This window comes from Geobacillus thermoleovorans, assembly GCF_001610955.1.
Lineage (GTDB): Bacteria > Bacillota > Bacilli > Bacillales > Anoxybacillaceae > Geobacillus > Geobacillus thermoleovorans.
This window is the reverse complement of record NZ_CP014335.1, coordinates 1,452,293-1,469,653: the sequence shown is the minus strand read 5'-3', so window position 1 is coordinate 1,469,653 and position 17,361 is coordinate 1,452,293. Positions and strand designations below refer to the sequence as shown.

At 55.5% G+C, this 17,361-nt stretch carries 21 protein-coding genes; 3 read left to right on the top strand and 18 right to left on the bottom strand.

Annotation, left to right across the window (positions count from 1 at the left end; genetic code table 11):
- Nucleotides 1–74 precede the first annotated feature (74 nt).
- Nucleotides 75–1,436 (top strand): S8 family peptidase, encoded by a 1,362-nt coding sequence (locus GT3570_RS07330; protein WP_062898587.1) that lies wholly within the window; start codon nt 75–77, stop codon nt 1,434–1,436.
- 227 nt (nt 1,437–1,663) lie between these two features.
- Here the strand turns inward: GT3570_RS07330 and GT3570_RS07325 are convergent, their stop codons facing one another.
- The 4 genes from GT3570_RS07325 to GT3570_RS07310 all read right to left on the bottom strand — a co-directional run bounded on the left by GT3570_RS07325 (nt 1,664) and on the right by GT3570_RS07310 (nt 3,027).
- A complete protein-coding gene (locus GT3570_RS07325; protein ID WP_014195667.1) occupies nt 1,664–2,239 on the bottom strand; it encodes a YitT family protein in 576 nt (191 codons plus the stop codon).
- Nucleotides 2,240–2,406: 167 nt separating this feature from the next.
- Nucleotides 2,407–2,577, bottom strand: coding sequence for a twin-arginine translocase TatA/TatE family subunit (locus GT3570_RS07320; protein ID WP_011231011.1), 171 nt, complete (start codon nt 2,575–2,577; stop codon nt 2,407–2,409).
- A 108-nt stretch (nt 2,578–2,685) separates the two neighbouring features.
- On the bottom strand, nt 2,686–2,865 hold the full coding sequence (locus GT3570_RS07315; RefSeq protein ID WP_011231010.1) for an H-type small acid-soluble spore protein: 180 nt from the start codon (nt 2,863–2,865) through the stop codon (nt 2,686–2,688).
- The gene (locus GT3570_RS07310) at nt 2,866–3,027 is read right to left on the bottom strand and encodes a hypothetical protein (protein WP_011231009.1); all 162 of its coding nucleotides are present in this window, start codon (nt 3,025–3,027) and stop codon (nt 2,866–2,868) included.
- Nucleotides 3,028–3,152: 125 nt separating this feature from the next.
- Between GT3570_RS07310 and GT3570_RS07305 the strand changes: the two genes are divergently transcribed.
- On the top strand, nt 3,153–4,148 hold the full coding sequence (locus tag GT3570_RS07305; protein ID WP_011231008.1) for an acyltransferase family protein: 996 nt from the start codon (nt 3,153–3,155) through the stop codon (nt 4,146–4,148).
- Nucleotides 4,149–4,238: 90 nt separating this feature from the next.
- On the opposite strand, the gene thiE is transcribed toward GT3570_RS07305, so the two are convergent.
- From thiE to GT3570_RS07280, 5 genes are all read right to left on the bottom strand, one after another.
- Nucleotides 4,239–4,904 (bottom strand): thiamine phosphate synthase, encoded by a 666-nt coding sequence (gene thiE / locus GT3570_RS07300; protein ID WP_011231007.1) that lies wholly within the window; start codon nt 4,902–4,904, stop codon nt 4,239–4,241.
- Nucleotides 4,905–4,909: 5 nt separating this feature from the next.
- Nucleotides 4,910–5,710 carry a bifunctional hydroxymethylpyrimidine kinase/phosphomethylpyrimidine kinase gene (thiD, locus tag GT3570_RS07295; protein ID WP_011231006.1) on the bottom strand — a complete coding sequence of 267 codons (801 nt, stop codon included), beginning with the start codon at nt 5,708–5,710 and terminating at the stop codon, nt 4,910–4,912.
- A gap of 18 nt (nt 5,711–5,728) precedes the next feature.
- Nucleotides 5,729–6,538 carry a hydroxyethylthiazole kinase gene (gene thiM, locus GT3570_RS07290; RefSeq protein WP_062898586.1) on the bottom strand — a complete coding sequence of 270 codons (810 nt, stop codon included), beginning with the start codon at nt 6,536–6,538 and terminating at the stop codon, nt 5,729–5,731.
- 172 nt (nt 6,539–6,710) lie between these two features.
- The gene (locus GT3570_RS07285) at nt 6,711–7,733 is read right to left on the bottom strand and encodes a glycosyltransferase family 2 protein (protein ID WP_023634543.1); all 1,023 of its coding nucleotides are present in this window, start codon (nt 7,731–7,733) and stop codon (nt 6,711–6,713) included.
- Between the two features lies 1 nt (nt 7,734).
- Complete coding sequence (locus GT3570_RS07280) at nt 7,735–9,414, bottom strand: DUF6044 family protein (protein WP_062898585.1); 1,680 nt, start codon at nt 9,412–9,414, stop codon at nt 7,735–7,737.
- Nucleotides 9,415–9,479: 65 nt separating this feature from the next.
- Here GT3570_RS07280 and GT3570_RS07275 point away from each other — a divergent pair, with 65 nt between their 5' ends.
- Complete coding sequence (locus tag GT3570_RS07275) at nt 9,480–9,722, top strand: hypothetical protein (RefSeq protein WP_025039201.1); 243 nt, start codon at nt 9,480–9,482, stop codon at nt 9,720–9,722.
- Nucleotides 9,723–9,798: 76 nt separating this feature from the next.
- Here GT3570_RS07275 and GT3570_RS07270 read toward each other — a convergent pair whose 3' ends face one another.
- The 9 genes from GT3570_RS07270 to GT3570_RS07230 form a co-directional block, all read right to left on the bottom strand.
- Nucleotides 9,799–10,779: a phosphotriesterase family protein gene (locus tag GT3570_RS07270; protein ID WP_062898584.1), complete on the bottom strand. Its 981-nt coding sequence runs from the start codon at nt 10,777–10,779 to the stop codon at nt 9,799–9,801.
- Nucleotides 10,779–12,461 (bottom strand): long-chain fatty acid--CoA ligase, encoded by a 1,683-nt coding sequence (locus GT3570_RS07265; RefSeq protein WP_011231001.1) that lies wholly within the window; start codon nt 12,459–12,461, stop codon nt 10,779–10,781. The genes GT3570_RS07270 and GT3570_RS07265 overlap by 1 nt, the downstream gene beginning before the upstream one ends.
- A 134-nt stretch (nt 12,462–12,595) precedes the next feature.
- The gene (locus GT3570_RS07260; RefSeq protein ID WP_167552182.1) at nt 12,596–12,802 is read right to left on the bottom strand and encodes an HAD family hydrolase; all 207 of its coding nucleotides are present in this window, start codon (nt 12,800–12,802) and stop codon (nt 12,596–12,598) included.
- A gap of 26 nt (nt 12,803–12,828) precedes the next feature.
- Complete coding sequence (locus GT3570_RS19340; protein WP_042382335.1) at nt 12,829–13,359, bottom strand: 2-thiouracil desulfurase family protein; 531 nt, start codon at nt 13,357–13,359, stop codon at nt 12,829–12,831.
- 266 nt (nt 13,360–13,625) lie between these two features.
- Nucleotides 13,626–14,396, bottom strand: a complete 771-nt coding sequence (locus GT3570_RS07250) for a 5-oxoprolinase subunit PxpA (RefSeq protein WP_062898583.1) — start codon at nt 14,394–14,396, stop codon at nt 13,626–13,628.
- On the bottom strand, nt 14,393–15,364 hold the full coding sequence (locus GT3570_RS07245) for a 5-oxoprolinase subunit C family protein (RefSeq protein ID WP_014195657.1): 972 nt from the start codon (nt 15,362–15,364) through the stop codon (nt 14,393–14,395). The genes GT3570_RS07250 and GT3570_RS07245 overlap by 4 nt, the downstream gene beginning before the upstream one ends.
- On the bottom strand, nt 15,357–16,049 hold the full coding sequence (gene pxpB, locus GT3570_RS07240; protein WP_013145505.1) for a 5-oxoprolinase subunit PxpB: 693 nt from the start codon (nt 16,047–16,049) through the stop codon (nt 15,357–15,359). The genes GT3570_RS07245 and pxpB overlap by 8 nt, the downstream gene beginning before the upstream one ends.
- Nucleotides 16,046–16,795 (bottom strand): IclR family transcriptional regulator, encoded by a 750-nt coding sequence (locus GT3570_RS07235; protein ID WP_013145506.1) that lies wholly within the window; start codon nt 16,793–16,795, stop codon nt 16,046–16,048. Before GT3570_RS07235 ends, pxpB begins: the two co-directional genes overlap by 4 nt.
- Nucleotides 16,796–16,926: 131 nt before the next feature.
- Nucleotides 16,927–17,361: a GNAT family N-acetyltransferase gene (locus tag GT3570_RS07230; RefSeq protein ID WP_011230994.1), complete on the bottom strand. Its 435-nt coding sequence runs from the start codon at nt 17,359–17,361 to the stop codon at nt 16,927–16,929.

Sequence of the window (17,361 nt, the reverse complement as noted above, 5' to 3'; positions counted from 1 at the left end):
TGGCAAAAGGTGAATCCCATTTTTCATGATTTGTCCGTCAATCGCCCATCCTAACAACAAAGGAGGTGAACAGCGTGAAACGCCGATACCGAATATGGGCCGCGGCCAGCGCGGTTGTTGCTCTACTCGTTGCCGCAGCCGTCTTGGGGCGACCGGCTCCAGAAGAAAACGCCCCGGCTCCACCGCGGCTGAAGCCGTTTGACGCCGAGGTCGCACCCACCCATCCAACCGTTGTCGCCTTAGACAGCTTAAGCGCAGGCGAGCAGCTGAAACAGCAGTTGAACAAGCACCCGCGCATTCGGGAAATCCTCCATAATCGCCGCGGTGACCGAAGCCATTATTTCGCCAATGAGATCGTGGTCCGCTTTCGGGCATTGCCATCGGAAAGCCGTCTTCAACAAATGGAGGCAGCCATCGCCGGCCAGTTCATCAAGCAGGTCGACCACGTGTTTGTATTCCGCTCGCGCGAGCAAACGTATGAGGAAATGCGCCGCTATTTCCGCTCTCTTCCAACGGTTGATTATTGCGAACCGCACTACATTTACATGCAAAATGAGTGGAACAAGCCGGCGCCGGTGCCGAACGATTCGTTTTACGCCCGCTACCAGTGGAACTTGCCGGCCATTCATACCGAAGACGGCTGGACGCTGTCGCGCGGCAAGCGGAATGTGCCTGTCGCCATCATCGACAGCGGAGTCGATTTGACCCATCCCGATTTAACCCGCCGCCTTCTGCCCGGATATAACGTATTGGCCGACGACCGCTCTCCGAATGACGAAAACGGCCATGGCACCCATGTCGCTGGCATTATCGCCTCACAGCCGAACAACGGCGAAGGAGTCGCCGGCATAACATGGTTCAACCCGATCATGGCCGTCAAAGCATTAAATGCGGACGGCTATGGAACGAGCATTGATGTAGCGAAAGGAATCCGCTGGGCGGTCGACCACGGGGCAAAGGTCATCAATTTAAGCCTTGGCAACTACCAACCGTCCTCGGTGCTTGAGGAAGCGATCCGCTACGCCGACGCTCATGATGTCGTGCTTGTCGCCGCTTCCGGCAACGACAGCACGTCGCAGGCGAGCTTCCCAGCCGCTTATCCAGAAGTGATCAGTGTTGGCGCTGTCAACCCGGATCTTTCCTATGCGCTTTATTCCAACTACGGCGACTATATGGATGTCGTCGCGCCTGGAACGAACATTGCCAGCACGTTTGCCGGCCACCGGTACGCCGCCCTTTCCGGCACGTCGATGGCCGCGCCGCACGTCACCGCGCTCGCCGCTTTGATCCGCTCCGTCAACCCGCGGCTTTCGAACGATGAAGTGCGCGACATTATTCTCGAAAGCGCTGACGATTTGGGAGAGAGAGGAAAAGATCCGTATTACGGCTATGGGCTGATTAACGTCTACCGCGCGCTCGAGCTGGCTAAGCAATAACCGATGCTCCTTCCGCCAATGATTGGGGAACTCGTCGCTGGGAAAGGTCAAACGGACAAAATTCTCATCTCCTGTGCGAACGATGTTAAAACTCCCCCACAGCATAAATCAGCGAACAGCCGGAAACGGCGCCTCTGGGGGCGAACAGCCCACGCCGGCAAGCGATGCCATATTCCATAGAGGCGCGCCTAAATTTCTGCTGAAACGAAAAACGATGGGGATTCGGGCTATACCCCCATCGTTTTTTCGCACGTCAACATCGTCGTCACCGCTCCGACGACCGTGACGACGACAAGCGAGTGGACAAACGGCACTGAGTCGATGATCATGCTCCCAGCTGAAATAATGCAGGCGTCAATGACAAAAATGATGATCCCGACGTTCCAGTTCGTCCATCTAGCGATAAACTGGGCGAGCAGGTCGGTCCCGCCCGTGCTCGTCTCCTCGCGCAGCATCAAGCCGATGCCCGCGCCGACCAGCACCCCGCCGATGACCGCGCTCAAAAGCGGATCCAACACCACCACGCCGCGCAAAACGGACAATACGTCAATCATCCATGAGGAAAATAAAAGTCCGTGCAAGCTGTTGTAAAAAAACGGGCGGTAGTAAAACCATGCGGCTGCATAAAGCGGAACGCTTAAGACGATCATCGTCAACCCAGCCTGAACGTGCCACACGTATTTGGCGATCAGCCCGAGCCCGATCATCCCCCCATCAAGCAAATGGTGAGGGACTAAAAAGACGTTGATGCCAACGCCAAGAAGCAGACTGCCGACAATCACCGCCGCCATTTTTTTGATCATCACGAAACCCCTCCGCCACGGCTTATCCCAACGAGCCAACATGCCTCCATATATATGTATATGGCGCCCCTTGACAGAGCTTGTCTCTTTTTTGCCGCATCGCGGAGGAAATGGCTGGTCACGGACGAAATGCAAAAATAAGAGGCCAGGCCTCTATGCCCAACCTCTTATTTTTGCGCTTTTGTCGTCTCGTCATCGTCGATGATGCCTTTTGTCGCATTCTTAAATTCGCGCAGCGTTTTCCCGGCCGCTTGTCCTAACTCCGGCAGCTTTTTCGGCCCGAAAATGAGCAAAGCGAAAAAGACGATGAGCGCAATTTCTCCAAAGCCGATGTTCATGTTTGTCACTCCAATGTTCAAGCGTCGTTTCTTGAATCATTATACCATAGAAGAACAGACAGTGTCATCGTCTTTCCCTTGACAAAACGGCGACAATTTGCACATCTCTCATTGTTCCTCAAGCAGTCGCACCGGTACGTCTTGTTCGTGTTCCGGCTCATCGGTGAAATAAACGCGAGCCATTTCGCGCTCATCATCGACGTGCTGAATCACCACTTGTTTCCCTTTATACATCACCGGAACGATCTCCCCGGCTTCAGCCATTCGCTTCGCCCGCAACAGTTCCATTTACTCCCCTCCTTTCGCACTGTCTTCTGCCTGTGCCCGCAAGCTTTTCCAAAACAACTCGTCGTTGCAGACAATCTCATGAAGCTCGCCTTCGTCTCCTTTGGCGTTGATGATTTCAAGCAACTGCGTCATATCGCCTATTTCGCGCCGATCGTTTTTCACCGAATCATCACCTTTCTTTGGCAAACTGATGACAGCGGACATCCCATCGCTTCGTTTCCTGCGTTGACTCCCTCAAAAAGAAGGAGTATGATTCGAATTGGTGTGTACAGAAAGGAGGAAACACTATGAAGGAGCGGGACTATTATTTTGACAACGCAAAATGCGCGCTCATGCTCCTCGTCGTGTTTGGCCACTTTCTGCGCCCGTACATTGATGACGTCTTATGGGTGCACAGCTTGTATACGTGGATTTTCTTTTTCCACATGCCGGCGTTCGTTTTCATTTCCGGCTATTTCGCAAAAAAATTCCACGAGCACGGCTACTTGCAAAAGATCACGAAAAAATTGCTCATCCCGTACGTTCTGTTCCAGCTGGTGTATTCGATCTACTATTTCTTCCTGTATGACAAACAGTCGCTGGAACTTGACTTATTGACCCCGCATTGGAGTTTATGGTTTTTGCTCAGCCTGTTTAGCTGGAACGTGCTGCTGTTATGGTTCGGCCGGCTGCCAAAGCGGATCGCATTGCCGATGGCGCTTCTTTTCGGCCTTGCCGGCGGGATGATGGAAGTGGAAAAATGGCTGAGCTTGTCGCGAACGCTCACGTTTTTCCCGTTCTTTTTGCTTGGATTTTTCTTTCAAAAGTCGGCGATCGAGCGCTTGTTTGCCGCCCCAGTGCGCCTCGTTTCGCTATTCGTGCTTGTTGGCATGTTTTTCGTCATCCATTTCGGGTTTCCGGATTTGCCGCAAGATTGGCTGTACGGCTCGAAATCGTACGATACGCTCGGCGTCTCGGAATCAGCCGGCATTGCGAGCCGCCTCGCCATTTATGGGGCGAGCCTGCTCATGATGTTTGGCTTTCTGTCGCTCATCCCGAGCCGTCGCTTCTCCTTTTCCGTGCTCGGGGCGCGCACGTTTTACATCTATATCTTGCACGGGTTTATTTTAAAATATTTGCACGAGACGCCATTCCCAGACTTTATTATGGATGTGCACGGCTATCCGCTTCTGCTTGCACTGTCGGTTGCCATGATGCTCATCCTTGGAAGCAAGCCGGTCGTCCGGCTCGTGCGGCCGCTGTTGGAATGGCGATGGCCGAACTGGCGGCAGACAACGACCTAGCAGTCAAAAAAGAAGGTGTCCCGAAATATCAACGGGACACCTTTTTCCATTTATGGCGCTTTGCCTACAAGTGGAAACCGACTTTTTCATTCAGCGCGTGCGGGCTGCCCGCACCGCTTCCGCTAAGGCGGCGGCCGCCGCCTTTGGCGACGGAGCCGAAGCGATGGCGCTGATGACGGATACTCCATCCGCCCCGGCTTCCACAACGGTTTTGGCGTTCGCAGCCGTAATGCCGCCAATGGCGACGATTGGAATGGTGATGCCGGCTTCGCGCAAGCGGCGGAGAACATCCGGTCCTTGCGCTTCCTTTGCATCCTCTTTCGAACTGGTCGGGTAAATCGGGCCGACGCCGAGGTAATCGGCGCCCGCCTCAACGGCCGCCATCGCTTCTTCGACGTTGTGCGCTGAGACGCCCAAAATTTTATCGCCGATTTTTTCCCGCACGCGCCGCGCGTCCTCATCGTCTTGACCGACATGGACGCCGTCGGCATCAATGGCGAGGGCCAGCTCGACGTCATCGTTGACGATAAACGGCACCCCATAAGCGCGGCAAAGGCGCTGCAGCTGCCGGGCGAGCGCCTCTTTGTCCGCCCCTTTTAAAGCGCCCGGCCCTTTTTCGCGGAATTGAAACAACGTCACACCGCCGTCAAGCGCTTCTTTCAGCACATCGGCGGCCGGACGTTCGCTGTTTTGGCTTCCCATAATGAAGTAAACAGCCAGCCGCTCCTTCATTTCGCCGCTCGCGATGCGCACCATCGTTCTCACTCTCCATATTGGCGGTACGCCCAATGGTTCGTCGGCCCATGGCCTTGGCCGATGCCGAGCGGGTGGGCAATCGCCGATTGCACAAACGCCTTCGCCGTCGCGACAGCGTCGACAGGATGCCGCCCTTTCGCCAGCTCAGCGGCGATCGCCGCGGCAAATGTACACCCGGTTCCGTGCGTATGGCGCGTGTCAATTCGCTTGCTTTTAAAATAGGAAAATTCGCTGCCGTTATACAGCAAGTCGACGGTTTCTTCGCCATCATCGTCATGGCCGCCTTTCACGACGACATAGCGGGCGCCCATCCGGTGGAGGAGGCGCGCGGCTTCGCGGCGGTCATCCATCGTGCGGATGACAACGCCTGTCAACGCTTCCGCTTCTGGAATGTTCGGTGTAATGACAAGCGCCATCGGCAGCAGCTCTTCTTTCAGCGCGGCCACCGCTTCCTCTTGCAACAGCGGAGCGCCGCCTTTGGCGATCATCACCGGGTCGACGACCAGCCGCTCCCATTTATGTTTTTTCACTTGTTCAGCAACCGTACGAATGATCTCGGCACTAAAGAGCATGCCGGTTTTCACCGCATCCGCGCCTAAATCGGCGGCCACCGATTCGATCTGGGCGGCGACTGCTTCCGCCGAGAGCGGATAGACTCCTTGCACGCCAAGGGTGTTTTGCGCCGTCACCGCCGTGATCGCTGACATGCCAAAGACGCCGAGCTCCTGGAACGTTTTCAAGTCAGCCTGAATGCCGGCGCCGCCGCCGCTGTCCGACCCGGCAATCGTCAACGCTTTGTACACCATCGTGTTTCTCCTCCCCTTTTACCGTTGTTCCACCCGGCCATGCCGTTTGACATCATCGACGCTTGTATACGCCAACGCGTCCAAAAACGCCGTCTGGAAGCTGCCCGGTCCGCGCTCCCCGGCTTTGGCCGCCGCCTGCTCCGCTGCGACGCCGTAATACACAAGCGCAGCCACCGCCGCTGCCGCCGCATCGCGCTCAACGGCCGCAAACGCTCCGATGACCGATGTCAGCAAGCAGCCCGCTCCGGTCACTTTCGTCAACAACGGATGGCCGTTCTGAATAAGATACGTCGTCTGTCCGTCCGCAACGACGTCCTCTTTTCCAGTAATCACGACAACGGCGCCGAGCTGCTCCGCCGCCCGTTTGGCCAACGCCACTCGATCGCCGCTGCCGCCGCCGGCATCGACTCCTTTAATCGTCCACGCCTCACCAATCATATTGGCGATCTCCGCCGCATTGCCACGGATCACGGCAAGCTTGACTTGTTCCGCGATGCGGCGCGCCGTCTCCGTCCGGTAGCGCGTGGCCCCGGCCCCGACCGGGTCGAAAATGACCGGCACGCCGGCTTCATTGGCTGCCTGGCCGGCGACAAGCATCGCTTCCACCTCTTTGTCATTCAACGTCCCAATATTGAGGACAAGCGCTCCAGCGAGCTTCGCCATCTCGCCCACTTCCTCTTTCGCATACGCCATCACCGGTGAAGCGCCAAGCGCAAGCAATCCATTCGCCGTCCAATTCGTCACAACGACATTCGTGATATTATGGACGAGCGGATTCTCCTCTCTTACCCGCTCGAGCAGTTCCGCCCATTCATGCCAATTGGCCATTTCCGGTTTCTCCCCTTTCCAAGCCCTTTCGCCGGCCATACACTGGCTTTCGCCGTACTTTCGGCCAATAGAATGATCCATTCTCCCCATCCATCAGTCTACTCTTTCTTTTTTTGAATTGCAAGACAAAGAAAAAAGGCGGCCGCCAAAGCGCACCTCCCTTTTTGTTCCATTACGAACGCGTCCATTCGGCCGCCCCTCCCTCTTCGGACGGCGCCGCCGGCGACAGCCGCTGCGGCAGCGGCCAATTCCACAAATCCAAATCGATGATATAGCGCGGCCGCCGTTTTGTTTCTTTGTAAATTTTTCCAATATATTCACCAATCAGCCCGAGCGCCATCAGTTGCAACCCTCCTAACAGCCAAATGGACGTAATGAGCGACGTCCAACCCGTTTCCGTATGCCCGACCCATTTGAGGAAAAGAAAATAGGCGCCAAACATCAAGCTGACGACAAACGAGAGAAACCCAACGAGCGAAATGAAACGGATCGGGGTGACGCTGAACGACGTCACGCCGTCAAGCGCAAAGGCGATCATTTTTTTCAGCGGATATTTCGTTTTCCCGGCCAGCCGCTCTTTTCGGTCATAATAAACCGTCGCCGACCGAAAGCCCAAAAGTGGAACGATGCCGCGCAAAAACAAGTTCGCTTCCCCGAACTGTTCAAGCGCGTCCACAGCGCGCCGGCTCATAAGGCGATAGTCGGCGTGATTGTAAACGAGATCGACGCCAAACGCCTTCATCAACCGATAAAACCCTTGCGCCGTATGGCGCTTGAACCATGTATCGGCATCGCGCCGCCGGCGCACGCCGTAGACGATGTCATAGCCTTCACGAAACTTTTGCACAAATTCCCGAATCGCCGCTACATCATCTTGCAAATCGGCGTCGATCGAAATGAGGCAATCGGCATGCCTTTTCGCGGCGAACAGCCCAGCAAGCAGCGCGTTTTGGTGGCCGGCGTTATGCGCCAGTTTCAGCCCTTTCACTTCCGGGTGACGCAAACTCGCTTTGTATATGATCTTCCATGTGTCATCACAGCTGCCGTCATCGACGAACAAAAGCGCGCTGTTGGATGAAATGAGCTGCTCTTCAATCAATTGTTCGCGCAACTCCCGTAAGCGGCGGATCGTCTCCGGCAGCACCTCTTCTTCGTTGTAACACGGCACAACAATAGCCAACGTCGGTTCGAACATGTCACCTTCCTCCCTCCGGCACGACTTTGTATAAATAGATGGTCCACGCGGACTCTTTGGAACGGAACACCCGCTCAAGGCGCAAGGCGTTTTCGTCGGCATTTTCAATCGGCAGCGCTGAAAAAATGTAGCGCCCGCCCATGTTATAAAACACGTTTGTGTTCAATTCCAAGCTGCGAATCGTCCGCTTCGAGTTTTTCTGAAACATATACCGCTTGCCGAGCTCATCGACGAACAAATAGCAGCGCCCGCCCCATTCATCGAAATACTCGCGCAGTTTTTTGTTTTTCGCAAGCTCCTTGGCGATGATGCGGCGAAACCGATGCTTGTATTCGAGCGGATAAAAGTTGTTGTACGTATCGAGTGTGTAAAAGCCGTTGTATTGAGCGATCGCCGGGTGGATGCCGATGCTGGCGACACGGTATGTATGCACCGGGCGGCCGATATAGCGGCGAATGGCGGCAAACTGCTTTTCCGCGTAAAACTCGCGAAACGACGGCTTGTCGCGGTAGACGATTTCCTCATTGCATAAAGCAAGCACGACAAGCTGCAAGACAATGGCCGCCGCACCGACCGCCCGCCACCTTCGGCCTTCCTGCCAAAAAATTTTCAGCGCCAGTGCAAACAAGACGTAAATCACCATTGGCCGCAAAAAATGGTAGCGGGCGAAATTGAACTTATCGAGCAAATCAAACCGTTCGGTGAGCGGCAGCCATCCTTTGTAAAACCAAAACGCATACCATGTCGACAGCGCGAAGTTCAACCCGTGCAAAATCAAAAACAGTTTCTCCCGCCGCCAGCTTTTCCGCTTCCATACAATGTACAAGGCAACGAGCGTCACCGGTAAAATGACGAGCCCATGCACGGTCATGACGTGGGTATGGCCGAACACATAGTTTTTGAACGTCAGCCGGATGACGCGCCAAAGCGGCAGACGGGCGTGGAAATATTCGTCGCGGCTTGTCGGCTCATTGGAAAACAAGAGCGAATGGACAAGCCGGTAATCGACCGCCAAATAGAGCATCGTCATATAGACGATGGCCGCCAAAAACCGCCAATTCCAACCCTTGCCGCGGATGACATCAATGAGCCACCAAATCCCAAGCGCGCTCAAGAAAAAGAAAAATCCAAGCACGAAGCTCGAATAGAGCGGCAAAAGCGTCAACACCGCCCAGTTCACCCATGAACGCTCGCCGCCCCGAATGTTTAAAAACGCCCAAAGCGCAAGCGGCATCCCGAGCGTACTTAACATTCCCGATGGCCAAAACGGCGTCAAGGCAAACGTCAACGAAGAGCCGATGCGAATCCATCCCCAGCGCTCGCCCGGCAGCACATGTTTTCGCAGCAGCAAATACATGCCGATGAACGCCAATACGCGGGTTGCGGCTTGACTGAGCCCATAGGCGTAAATGGATGGAAACAGGGCGTGAAGCCAAACGATGCCGCTGAATTCTGTGCCGAACGCGTTGCGCGGCAGGCCGTTGATGATTTGCGGAATGACGCCATCGACCGGTCCGAACAGCTCACCGCTTCGAGTGAGCACCTTATACCAGGCGATGTTCGAATCCAAATTGTCGTGGACGCGCATATGCGCATCCTCGCCAAGCACAAAATACGGCGACACGTACAAGGCGATGACAACGAAAGAGAAGATCAGGATTCGCTTTTCGATGGCCGGCACCTTTTCTCCCCCTTTCGCCCGGCTCTTGTCTTTCTTTATTGTTCAACCCAACAGGAAAATTATTCATGAGAATGGAAAAAAACGGACCCCTGTCCAAACAAAAAACCGCCGTCGGCCGGATGAAGCCGGATGACGGCGGTTTTCTATTCGTCTATTTACCTTTCGATCAGCCTTTTGCATGCAACACAACGTTGCCCAAAAAGCTGGTGATGGAACGAAAAAACGCGCGAACCATGGAGATTTCGCTCTTGAACGCTCTCCCACCTACGCTCACGCGTGGAAGTGGGGGTTTTCTCGGTTTAGGATGATAAACAACCGCTTTTCCGCGCGTTCGCAACAACGATTTTGCAGAAAGCGCGGTTTTTACCGACCTTACAAACGGCGTCAAGCCGAGAACAGCGCCGCCGGATTGCCGATGAACATTTGCTCAAGCACTTCGTCCCGGATTCCTTCATTTTTCAGCGCGGGAATGAGGTTCACAAACAAATGCTCGACATGCCAATTTTTCATCATTTCCGCAAACGGTTCCGGCAGCGTAAACGGACGACCGAGCCAAACGTTGACAGTGTCATGCGACAGCATAATTTGTTTCTCGTACCCATCGCGGAGCAGAGCAAGGAGCGTCCGCACCCGCTCCTCATCGGTCGGCGCGCCGACCATCCCTTGGATGCCGAAGCGGTCAAACGCAATGTAAACGCCGTAAGCAAGCGTCTTTCGATGATAGTCCGGGTCCGTGTTGCCGCACATATGGCCGATGACAATTTTTTTCGGATCGGCGCCGTGCTCAAGCAAATAGGCGGCTTGTTCCGGCCCCATCGTTCCTTCTTGCGTATGGGTGATGATGACCGCACCCGTCTCTTTTTGCGCGCGGGCGGCAGCGCGGAAGAACATCTTTTCGTACTCAGTAATGCGCCCTTTGCTCGAGGCGAGCTTGATGACACCCGCCTTGATTCCGGTATCGGCAATGCCCTCGGTCAACTCGGCCATAAACATGTCGTAAATGTCATCTTCTGCTGTTCCGAGAAGCCGGCGGAATTGGAAGTACGGCGGCGCCCCTTCCCCTTCATAATAATAGCCGGTGGCGCAAATAATGTTCAGCCCCGTCTCTTCAGCGACGCGCCGCAAAAACGCCGGGTTGCGCCCGCAATCGTTCGGCGTCGGATCGACAACCGTTTGAATGCCGTGCCGCTTCATCTTTTCCGCCGCCTCGACTGCGACGCGAAGCGACTCGTCTTCACGGAACGTGCCGCGCGTCACATCGCCTTGAAACCCTGGATAACCGAAGAGGAAATGCTCGTGGATGAGCGTTTTGCCAAGCTGTTCCACCGGCACCGGCCCGCATACCGTTTCTACCATCTCCGCCATCAGTTGTTCACCCCTTTCCCCGCTTTTTCATACTCCTCTTCCTGCAGTTTCCGCCAAAGCAGCTTGCCGCTTGACGTCATCGGCAGCGATGAGCGGAATTCAACGAGGCGCGGATATTTGTACGCCGCCATTTGCGTCTTGGACCATTCAATGATCTCTTCTTCCGTTACTTTGCCGACATACTCGTCATGAAGGACGATAAACGCCTTCACCGTTTCGCCGCGGCGCGGATCCGGCACGCCGACAACGCACGCCTGCTGAACAGCCGGATGTTTGTACAAAAGCGACTCGACTTCGGTCGGCCACACTTTGTATCCAGAAGCGTTGATCATCCGTTTGACGCGGTCGACGATGAAAAAGTAGCCTTCCTCATCCATCCGCCCGATGTCGCCGGTGCGGAAAAACCGCTTGCCGTCGAGCTCGATGAACGCTTCTTCCGTTTCTTTTTCACGCCGGTAATAGCCGCGGAACACTTGCGGGCCACAAACGATGATCTCCCCGACTTCGCCGACGCCAAGCTCCCGCCCCGTCGCCGGGTCGATGATGCGCGCGTCGACGTCAAACGACGGAACGCCGAGACATTGCAATTTCGGCCGGTCCGGCGGATTGAAATGCGTCTGCGAAATCGTCTCCGTCAGCCCGTAGCCTTCAAAATAACGGACGCCGGTGAGCTGGAACAATTTTTCCCCGACCGCTTCCGGAAGCGCCGCTCCGCCGCCGGAAATGCTCGAAAGCGAGGAAATGTCATACCGGCCAAGCGCCGGGTTGGCCAAAAAGTCGATCAGCATCGTGCTGATGTTCACCCAATGCGTGCAGCGGTGCAATTCAATCAGCCGGGCGGCCGCGTCCCGATCCCAGCGCGTCATCAACACCATGGCGGCGCCGGCGAAAATCGGCGTATGCATGCTATGGACCATCCCCGTGACATGGAAAAACGGCAGCGTCGCCAACGCGACCGAATCGCTCGTCACATCGCCCCAGTGGTAGGCGCCGACGATGTTGGCGTTCACCGTCCGGTGCGGGTGGATGCAGCCTTTTGGCACCCCGGTCGTCCCGGATGTGTATGGCAAGACGGCGATGTCATCAACATGGCCGTTGTATGGAAGCGGCGGCAATTGGGCGCCGAGGCAGTCCGCCCATAAAAGAATGCGCTCATCCCCAATGGCCCGCCGCGGCGCCGCCACTTCAGCCGGAAGCGAAACCGGCGATTCATCGGAAGCATAATCAGAATAAGCGGCGACGATGATTTGTTCCAACGCCGTTCGTCCAAGGAGCGGGGCCGCTTTGTCAAGCAGCTCCTGTCCAACGATGGCGACTCTCGTTTCGCAATCATTGACGTAAAAGGAAAGCTCCTCTGAGGTGTTCATCGGATTGATCGGCACGACGATCGCTTCAGCGCGCAAAATGGCATAGTAGGAGATGACAAACTGCGGAGAATTTTGCATGTACAATAGAACGCGGTCGCCCGGTTTGACGGACAGCTTTTGCTGCAAATAGCCGGCCAACGCGTTCACTTCATCGAGCAACTGTTTGTACGAATACACGGCTCCGTAATAGTAAATCGCCGTTTTGTTCGGATAGCGCTTCGCCGTTGTTTCCAAATGGTCGACCAGCGTCGTCTCCGGCACAGCCAGCGTTTTTGAGAGCCGTTTCGGCCAATACGGGTAATGTCTCGTATTCATTCCGTTTTCCTCCTCCTTTTCACGCGATCGTTCACTGCGGCAGCCTCCACGCAAGCAGCATTGGATAGCTTTTTTTACTGACCAGTTGGTATATAGCCGACTGTTTTTTATTGTACACGCTTTCATGAATATTTTCAATAATTTTCTGAATATATAAAACAAAAAATACACCGCCTACAACAGGCGGCGAGCACGGCGCGGTAGTCGTCCCAAAAGCGCGGCCGATCTGCTTCACGAAGACGTTTCGCCACCTGCTCGGCATAATAGTCAAAATGCTCCGTTTCCTCGTATAATGTTCCGTCCAAATCAAAGACGATCGCTTTGATGTCTGCTCCGTGCATACCGTTTCCCCTTTCTTGGCCCGTCATCATTTGCTTGTTCGTTTTTGGTTGATAGACAAAAGCCAATATGGCAAAATATGATTCTGGAAAAGCTTACCATTATGTTGCAAAGAGGAGGAACACATGATGAGATTCGTGATCCCGCTTGTCCTTTCCTTTGCGCTCGCAGCCAGCTTTTTCTTCGACTCGTTCCGTTCGGCCGAAGCGGCAGCCAAAATCAAAACGTATCCAAACTGCACCGCGCTGAACAAAGAGTATCCAGGGGGCGCGGCCCGCTCCGCCTCTGTCAAAAACAAAGGAGGTGGCAAATTCATTTCCCTCGTCCAATCTCGGTTCGTCGACGACTGCACAAGCCGCCTTTCCTCGCCTCGTTTCACAAGTCGGACCGTCTCCCGCGGAACCCCAAGCCCAATGGCCACTTCTGGGCATACAGGCACAAGCCGAGCAAACTCCCCTAAACGAGAGACAAACGAATTGTGAATGATATCGCCGTTATACCGGCAGGCAGAAAAGCCGAGGCATTCGCTGACCACCACTGTCGGAATGGCGTAGTGCATCCTTTTGTACTCCTTTCTCGTTCCGTCACCTCTCTTTGTTATTGTAACCAATTGAAGATCGACTGTCATGAAGGCCATTTCATTGAGCCAGCCAAAAAATCGGTATAAGTTAGAAGAAGCAATAAACAGCTCCAAATGAAAACAGCGCCCTAAGCGAGTTTCCTGCTTAAGGCGCTTATTCGGCAGCTGCTGCATGGCAGTGCACACGCCCATATACACCATTAAAGAAGACGGCAAGGGCGCCAAATATGGTGTTCCGGCTTTCTTCATCGTCTTTCCTCTCGGCGCGGCGCCTGAATGGCGATTCCTTCGTTTTGCAAGGCTTGATAGAGCCGCTTGGCAAATCGCACCGCCTGTTCATTGTCGCCATGGAGACAGACGGTGTCGGCTTCAATCGCCACGTCCGTCCCTTGCACCGAGCGAACGCGCCGGTCGCGGATCATCATAAGCACTTGCGTGACCGCTTCGTCTTCATCCGCGATGATGGCGCGCGGATCGCTTCTTGGGGTGAGCGAACCGTCCGCCTGATACGTCCGATCGGCGAACACTTCGCTCGCCGTCCGCAAGCCGCAGGCGCGGCCGGCGCGGATGAGTTCGCTTCCCGACAAGCCGTATAAGACAAGCATCGGATCGACATCATGCACCGCTTTGGCGATCGCTTCGGCCAGCGCCGCGTCTTTCGCCGCCATATTGTACAAGGCGCCGTGCGGCTTAACATGCGTCATCACGCCGCCTTCCGCCTTCACAAACGCAGCCAGCGCGCCGATTTGGTAGACTACATAGGCGTATACCTCCTCTGGCGAAACGGCCATGGCGCGCCGTCCGAAGCCAAACAAGTCCGGAAACCCCGGATGGGCGCCGATGGCAACGCCATGCTGGATGGCGAGTTGCACCGTCCGCCGCATGATGAGCGGGTCGCCGGCGTGAAACCCACAGGCGATGTTGACAGAGGTCACGTACGATAAGATTTCTTCCTGCCCAAGCCTATACACCCCAAAGCTTTCGCCGAAATCGCAATTCAAATCAATCGTCCTCACCGTTCTCCCTCCCATTGACGGCGAATGGCCGCAATCCATCGAGCCAGCCGTTGCTGTTGTTCCCGATAAAGCCACATCGCTTCTTCCGGCTCGATCGGCTGAAATTGGATAAAGTCACCCGGACGAGCCTGCGCGAGAATCGGCAAATCCACAGACGCAACCTGGGCGATGCGCGGGTAGCCGCCGGTTGTCTGGCTGTCCGCCATCAATACGATCGGCTGGCCGGATGCCGGGACTTGCACCGTGCCGAAAACGACCGCTTCCGAGACCATCTCCCGCTCGCGCACAAGCGCCAACGCCCGTCCAGAAAGCCGATAGCCGATCCGATCGGACTGCGTCGTCACCTCATAGCGGGCGGCGAAAAACTGGCGGCGGCTCGCCGGCGTAAATTCGTCATACTCCGGACCGGGAACCGCGCGCACCGTTTTCGTTTTCCCACCAATATAGCGGCGGGCGGCCGAAGCAAGACCCCAACGCATCCGGCCGATAACACGACGCCCATGAGTAACGCCGACCGGCAGTGCATCGCCCCGCTGCAACGGGCGGCCTGAAAGCCCGCCAAGCTGGGCTGGAACGTACGTGGAACGACTGCCCATCACGGGCGGGACGTCGATGCCGCCTGATACAGCGATATACGCCCGAAACCCCGTCCGACACACCCCTACTTCGAGCACATCGCCCGATTTGACGATCTCCGGTTTCCAAAGGGAAATCGGCTGCCCATTGAGCGTGCACGGGAAATCGCCGCCGCATACCGCAACGACGGCCTCGACGCGAAACCGAAGCGTCGGTCCGGCCATCGTCGCCTCAAGCACCGCCTCATCACCGTTGTTGCCGACAAGCGCATTAGCCAGGCGATACGCCCACGCATCCATCGCCCCGCCCGCCGGCACGCCGGCATGCCGGTAGCCAAAACGCCCGCCATCTTGCACGGTTGTAAACAACCCAGCCTCGATGACGTCAATCATGTTCCTCGCTCCAACGTGCAAATTCATCAGCCCCAATCGGCTGAAACGCGACGATATCGCCAGCCGCAAGCAAACTTGGCTTCTCTCGGTGCGGGTCAAACAGCTTCAGCGGCGTTCGACCGATCAGTTGCCAGCCGCCCGGCGTCGCAAGCGGGTAGACGCCCGTCTGTCCGCCGGCGATGCCGACCGAACCGGCAGGCACTTTTGTGCGCGGCACCGACCGCCTTGGCGTCGCCAAGCGCGGCGACAGCCCTCCTAAATAGGCAAATCCAGGAGAAAAGCCGATCATATAAACTCGGTAGCGTCCGGCCGAATGGAGCGCTATCACTTCGTCTTCTGTCATCCCATGGAAACGAGCGACATCCGGCAAATCCGGACCGAATTCGCCGCCGTAACAGACGGGAATGACGACCGTCCGCGCCGAACGCCGCACCGCTTGTTCAGACCGCCTGATGTTTTTCCTTAGCCATGCGCCTATGCCGATGTAATCGATCACCAATGGATCATAGTAGATGGTGAGTGACGAAAACGCCGGCACGATCTCCTCGATGCCTTCTTTTCGCTCGGCCTGAAGCCGGGCGGCCGTTTGGTGGACGATATCATTCACGTCCTCGTCAATGCGGTCTGAAAACCGAACCGTCACCGCATATTCGCATAATGGAAACAACGTATACTCCACCGTCATCCCTTCCCCCGAAAGCCGAGTTCGCGCGAAATGTCCATCGCCGCCTGCTTCAATCGCGGAACGATGCGCGCCACATCATCTGGCGAAAAGCGCTGTTCCGGCCCGGCAACGCTCAGCCCGGCAACCGCCGCGCCTTCATGGTTGAAAATCGGCACCGCAACGGCGGCCGAATAGTTTTCCAGCTCAGAATAGCTGACCGTATAGCCGCGGTCCCGGTCTTCTTCCAACAACCGGCGCAGCGCTTCTTTGTCGGTCACCGTATGTTTGGCGATTTTGACAAGCTCGACTTGTTCTAAATAACGTTCCCGATCCGCCTTGTCCATAAACGCGAGCAAGACACGAGGGCACGCCCCGGCATACAGAGGGGCGCGCCGCCCGACTTTCGTATAGACGCGCACCGGCTCGGACGTCTCGACTTTTTCAATATACAGCGCCTCATCGCCGTCGCGAATGACAAGATTCACCGCTTCGTTCGTCTCCTCTTTCAGCCGCTTCATCACCGGCAGCGCCGCCCGGCGAATATCGAGCCGCTCGGCGACGAGCGCGCCAAACGTCAAGAAGGCTAAACCGAGCTCATAGTAATCGCCTCGTTTTTGCAAAAAACCAAGGACAACAAGCGACTGCGCCATCCGGTACACCGACGTTTTGGGCATCCGAAGCCGCTCGACCATTTCCGGCAGCGTCAACCGTTCGCAATCGAGAAACAAATCAAGCAGTTCTTTTGTTTTTAAGACCGTTTTATTCATCATTGTCCCTCTGTTCCGAATATCAGAATATTAATTCCAAAATACGAGTTATATATTTTTTATTATAATGAAAAGTGGAACAACTTTCTACCACAAAATGAAAAGCGCCCGCTGAACGGACGCCGTCGGATTCAAATCGATAAGCGTTTCAAAAACACATAACTCACTTTTTGATATTCCATTTTTTCCTCATAGAAGCGATGGGCGTCAACCCGTTGCAGGCCGGATGACAGCGAGACAATCCCGTAGCCGTGCTCCTTCGCCCATTCGTGCACATGCGACAGCAACGCTTTTCCATACCCTTTCGAACGTTCGGCTGATGTCGTGACCAAATCGCAAACCCAAATAAAACGGCCGTTATAGAGCGTGATCATCGGCATGAATCCGACAACGGCAACCATTTTGTCCTGATCATATAACGCCGCAAGCTTATACCCTTCTTTTTCTTGCGCTTCACGCACAAGCGCGACATACGTTTCTTCATCCAAATGAGTGCGCAGCTCCCGCATGACCGGAAAAGCGCTTCTTACTTCCTCCTCCGTCTCGAGCCAAACAAATTGCGGCAT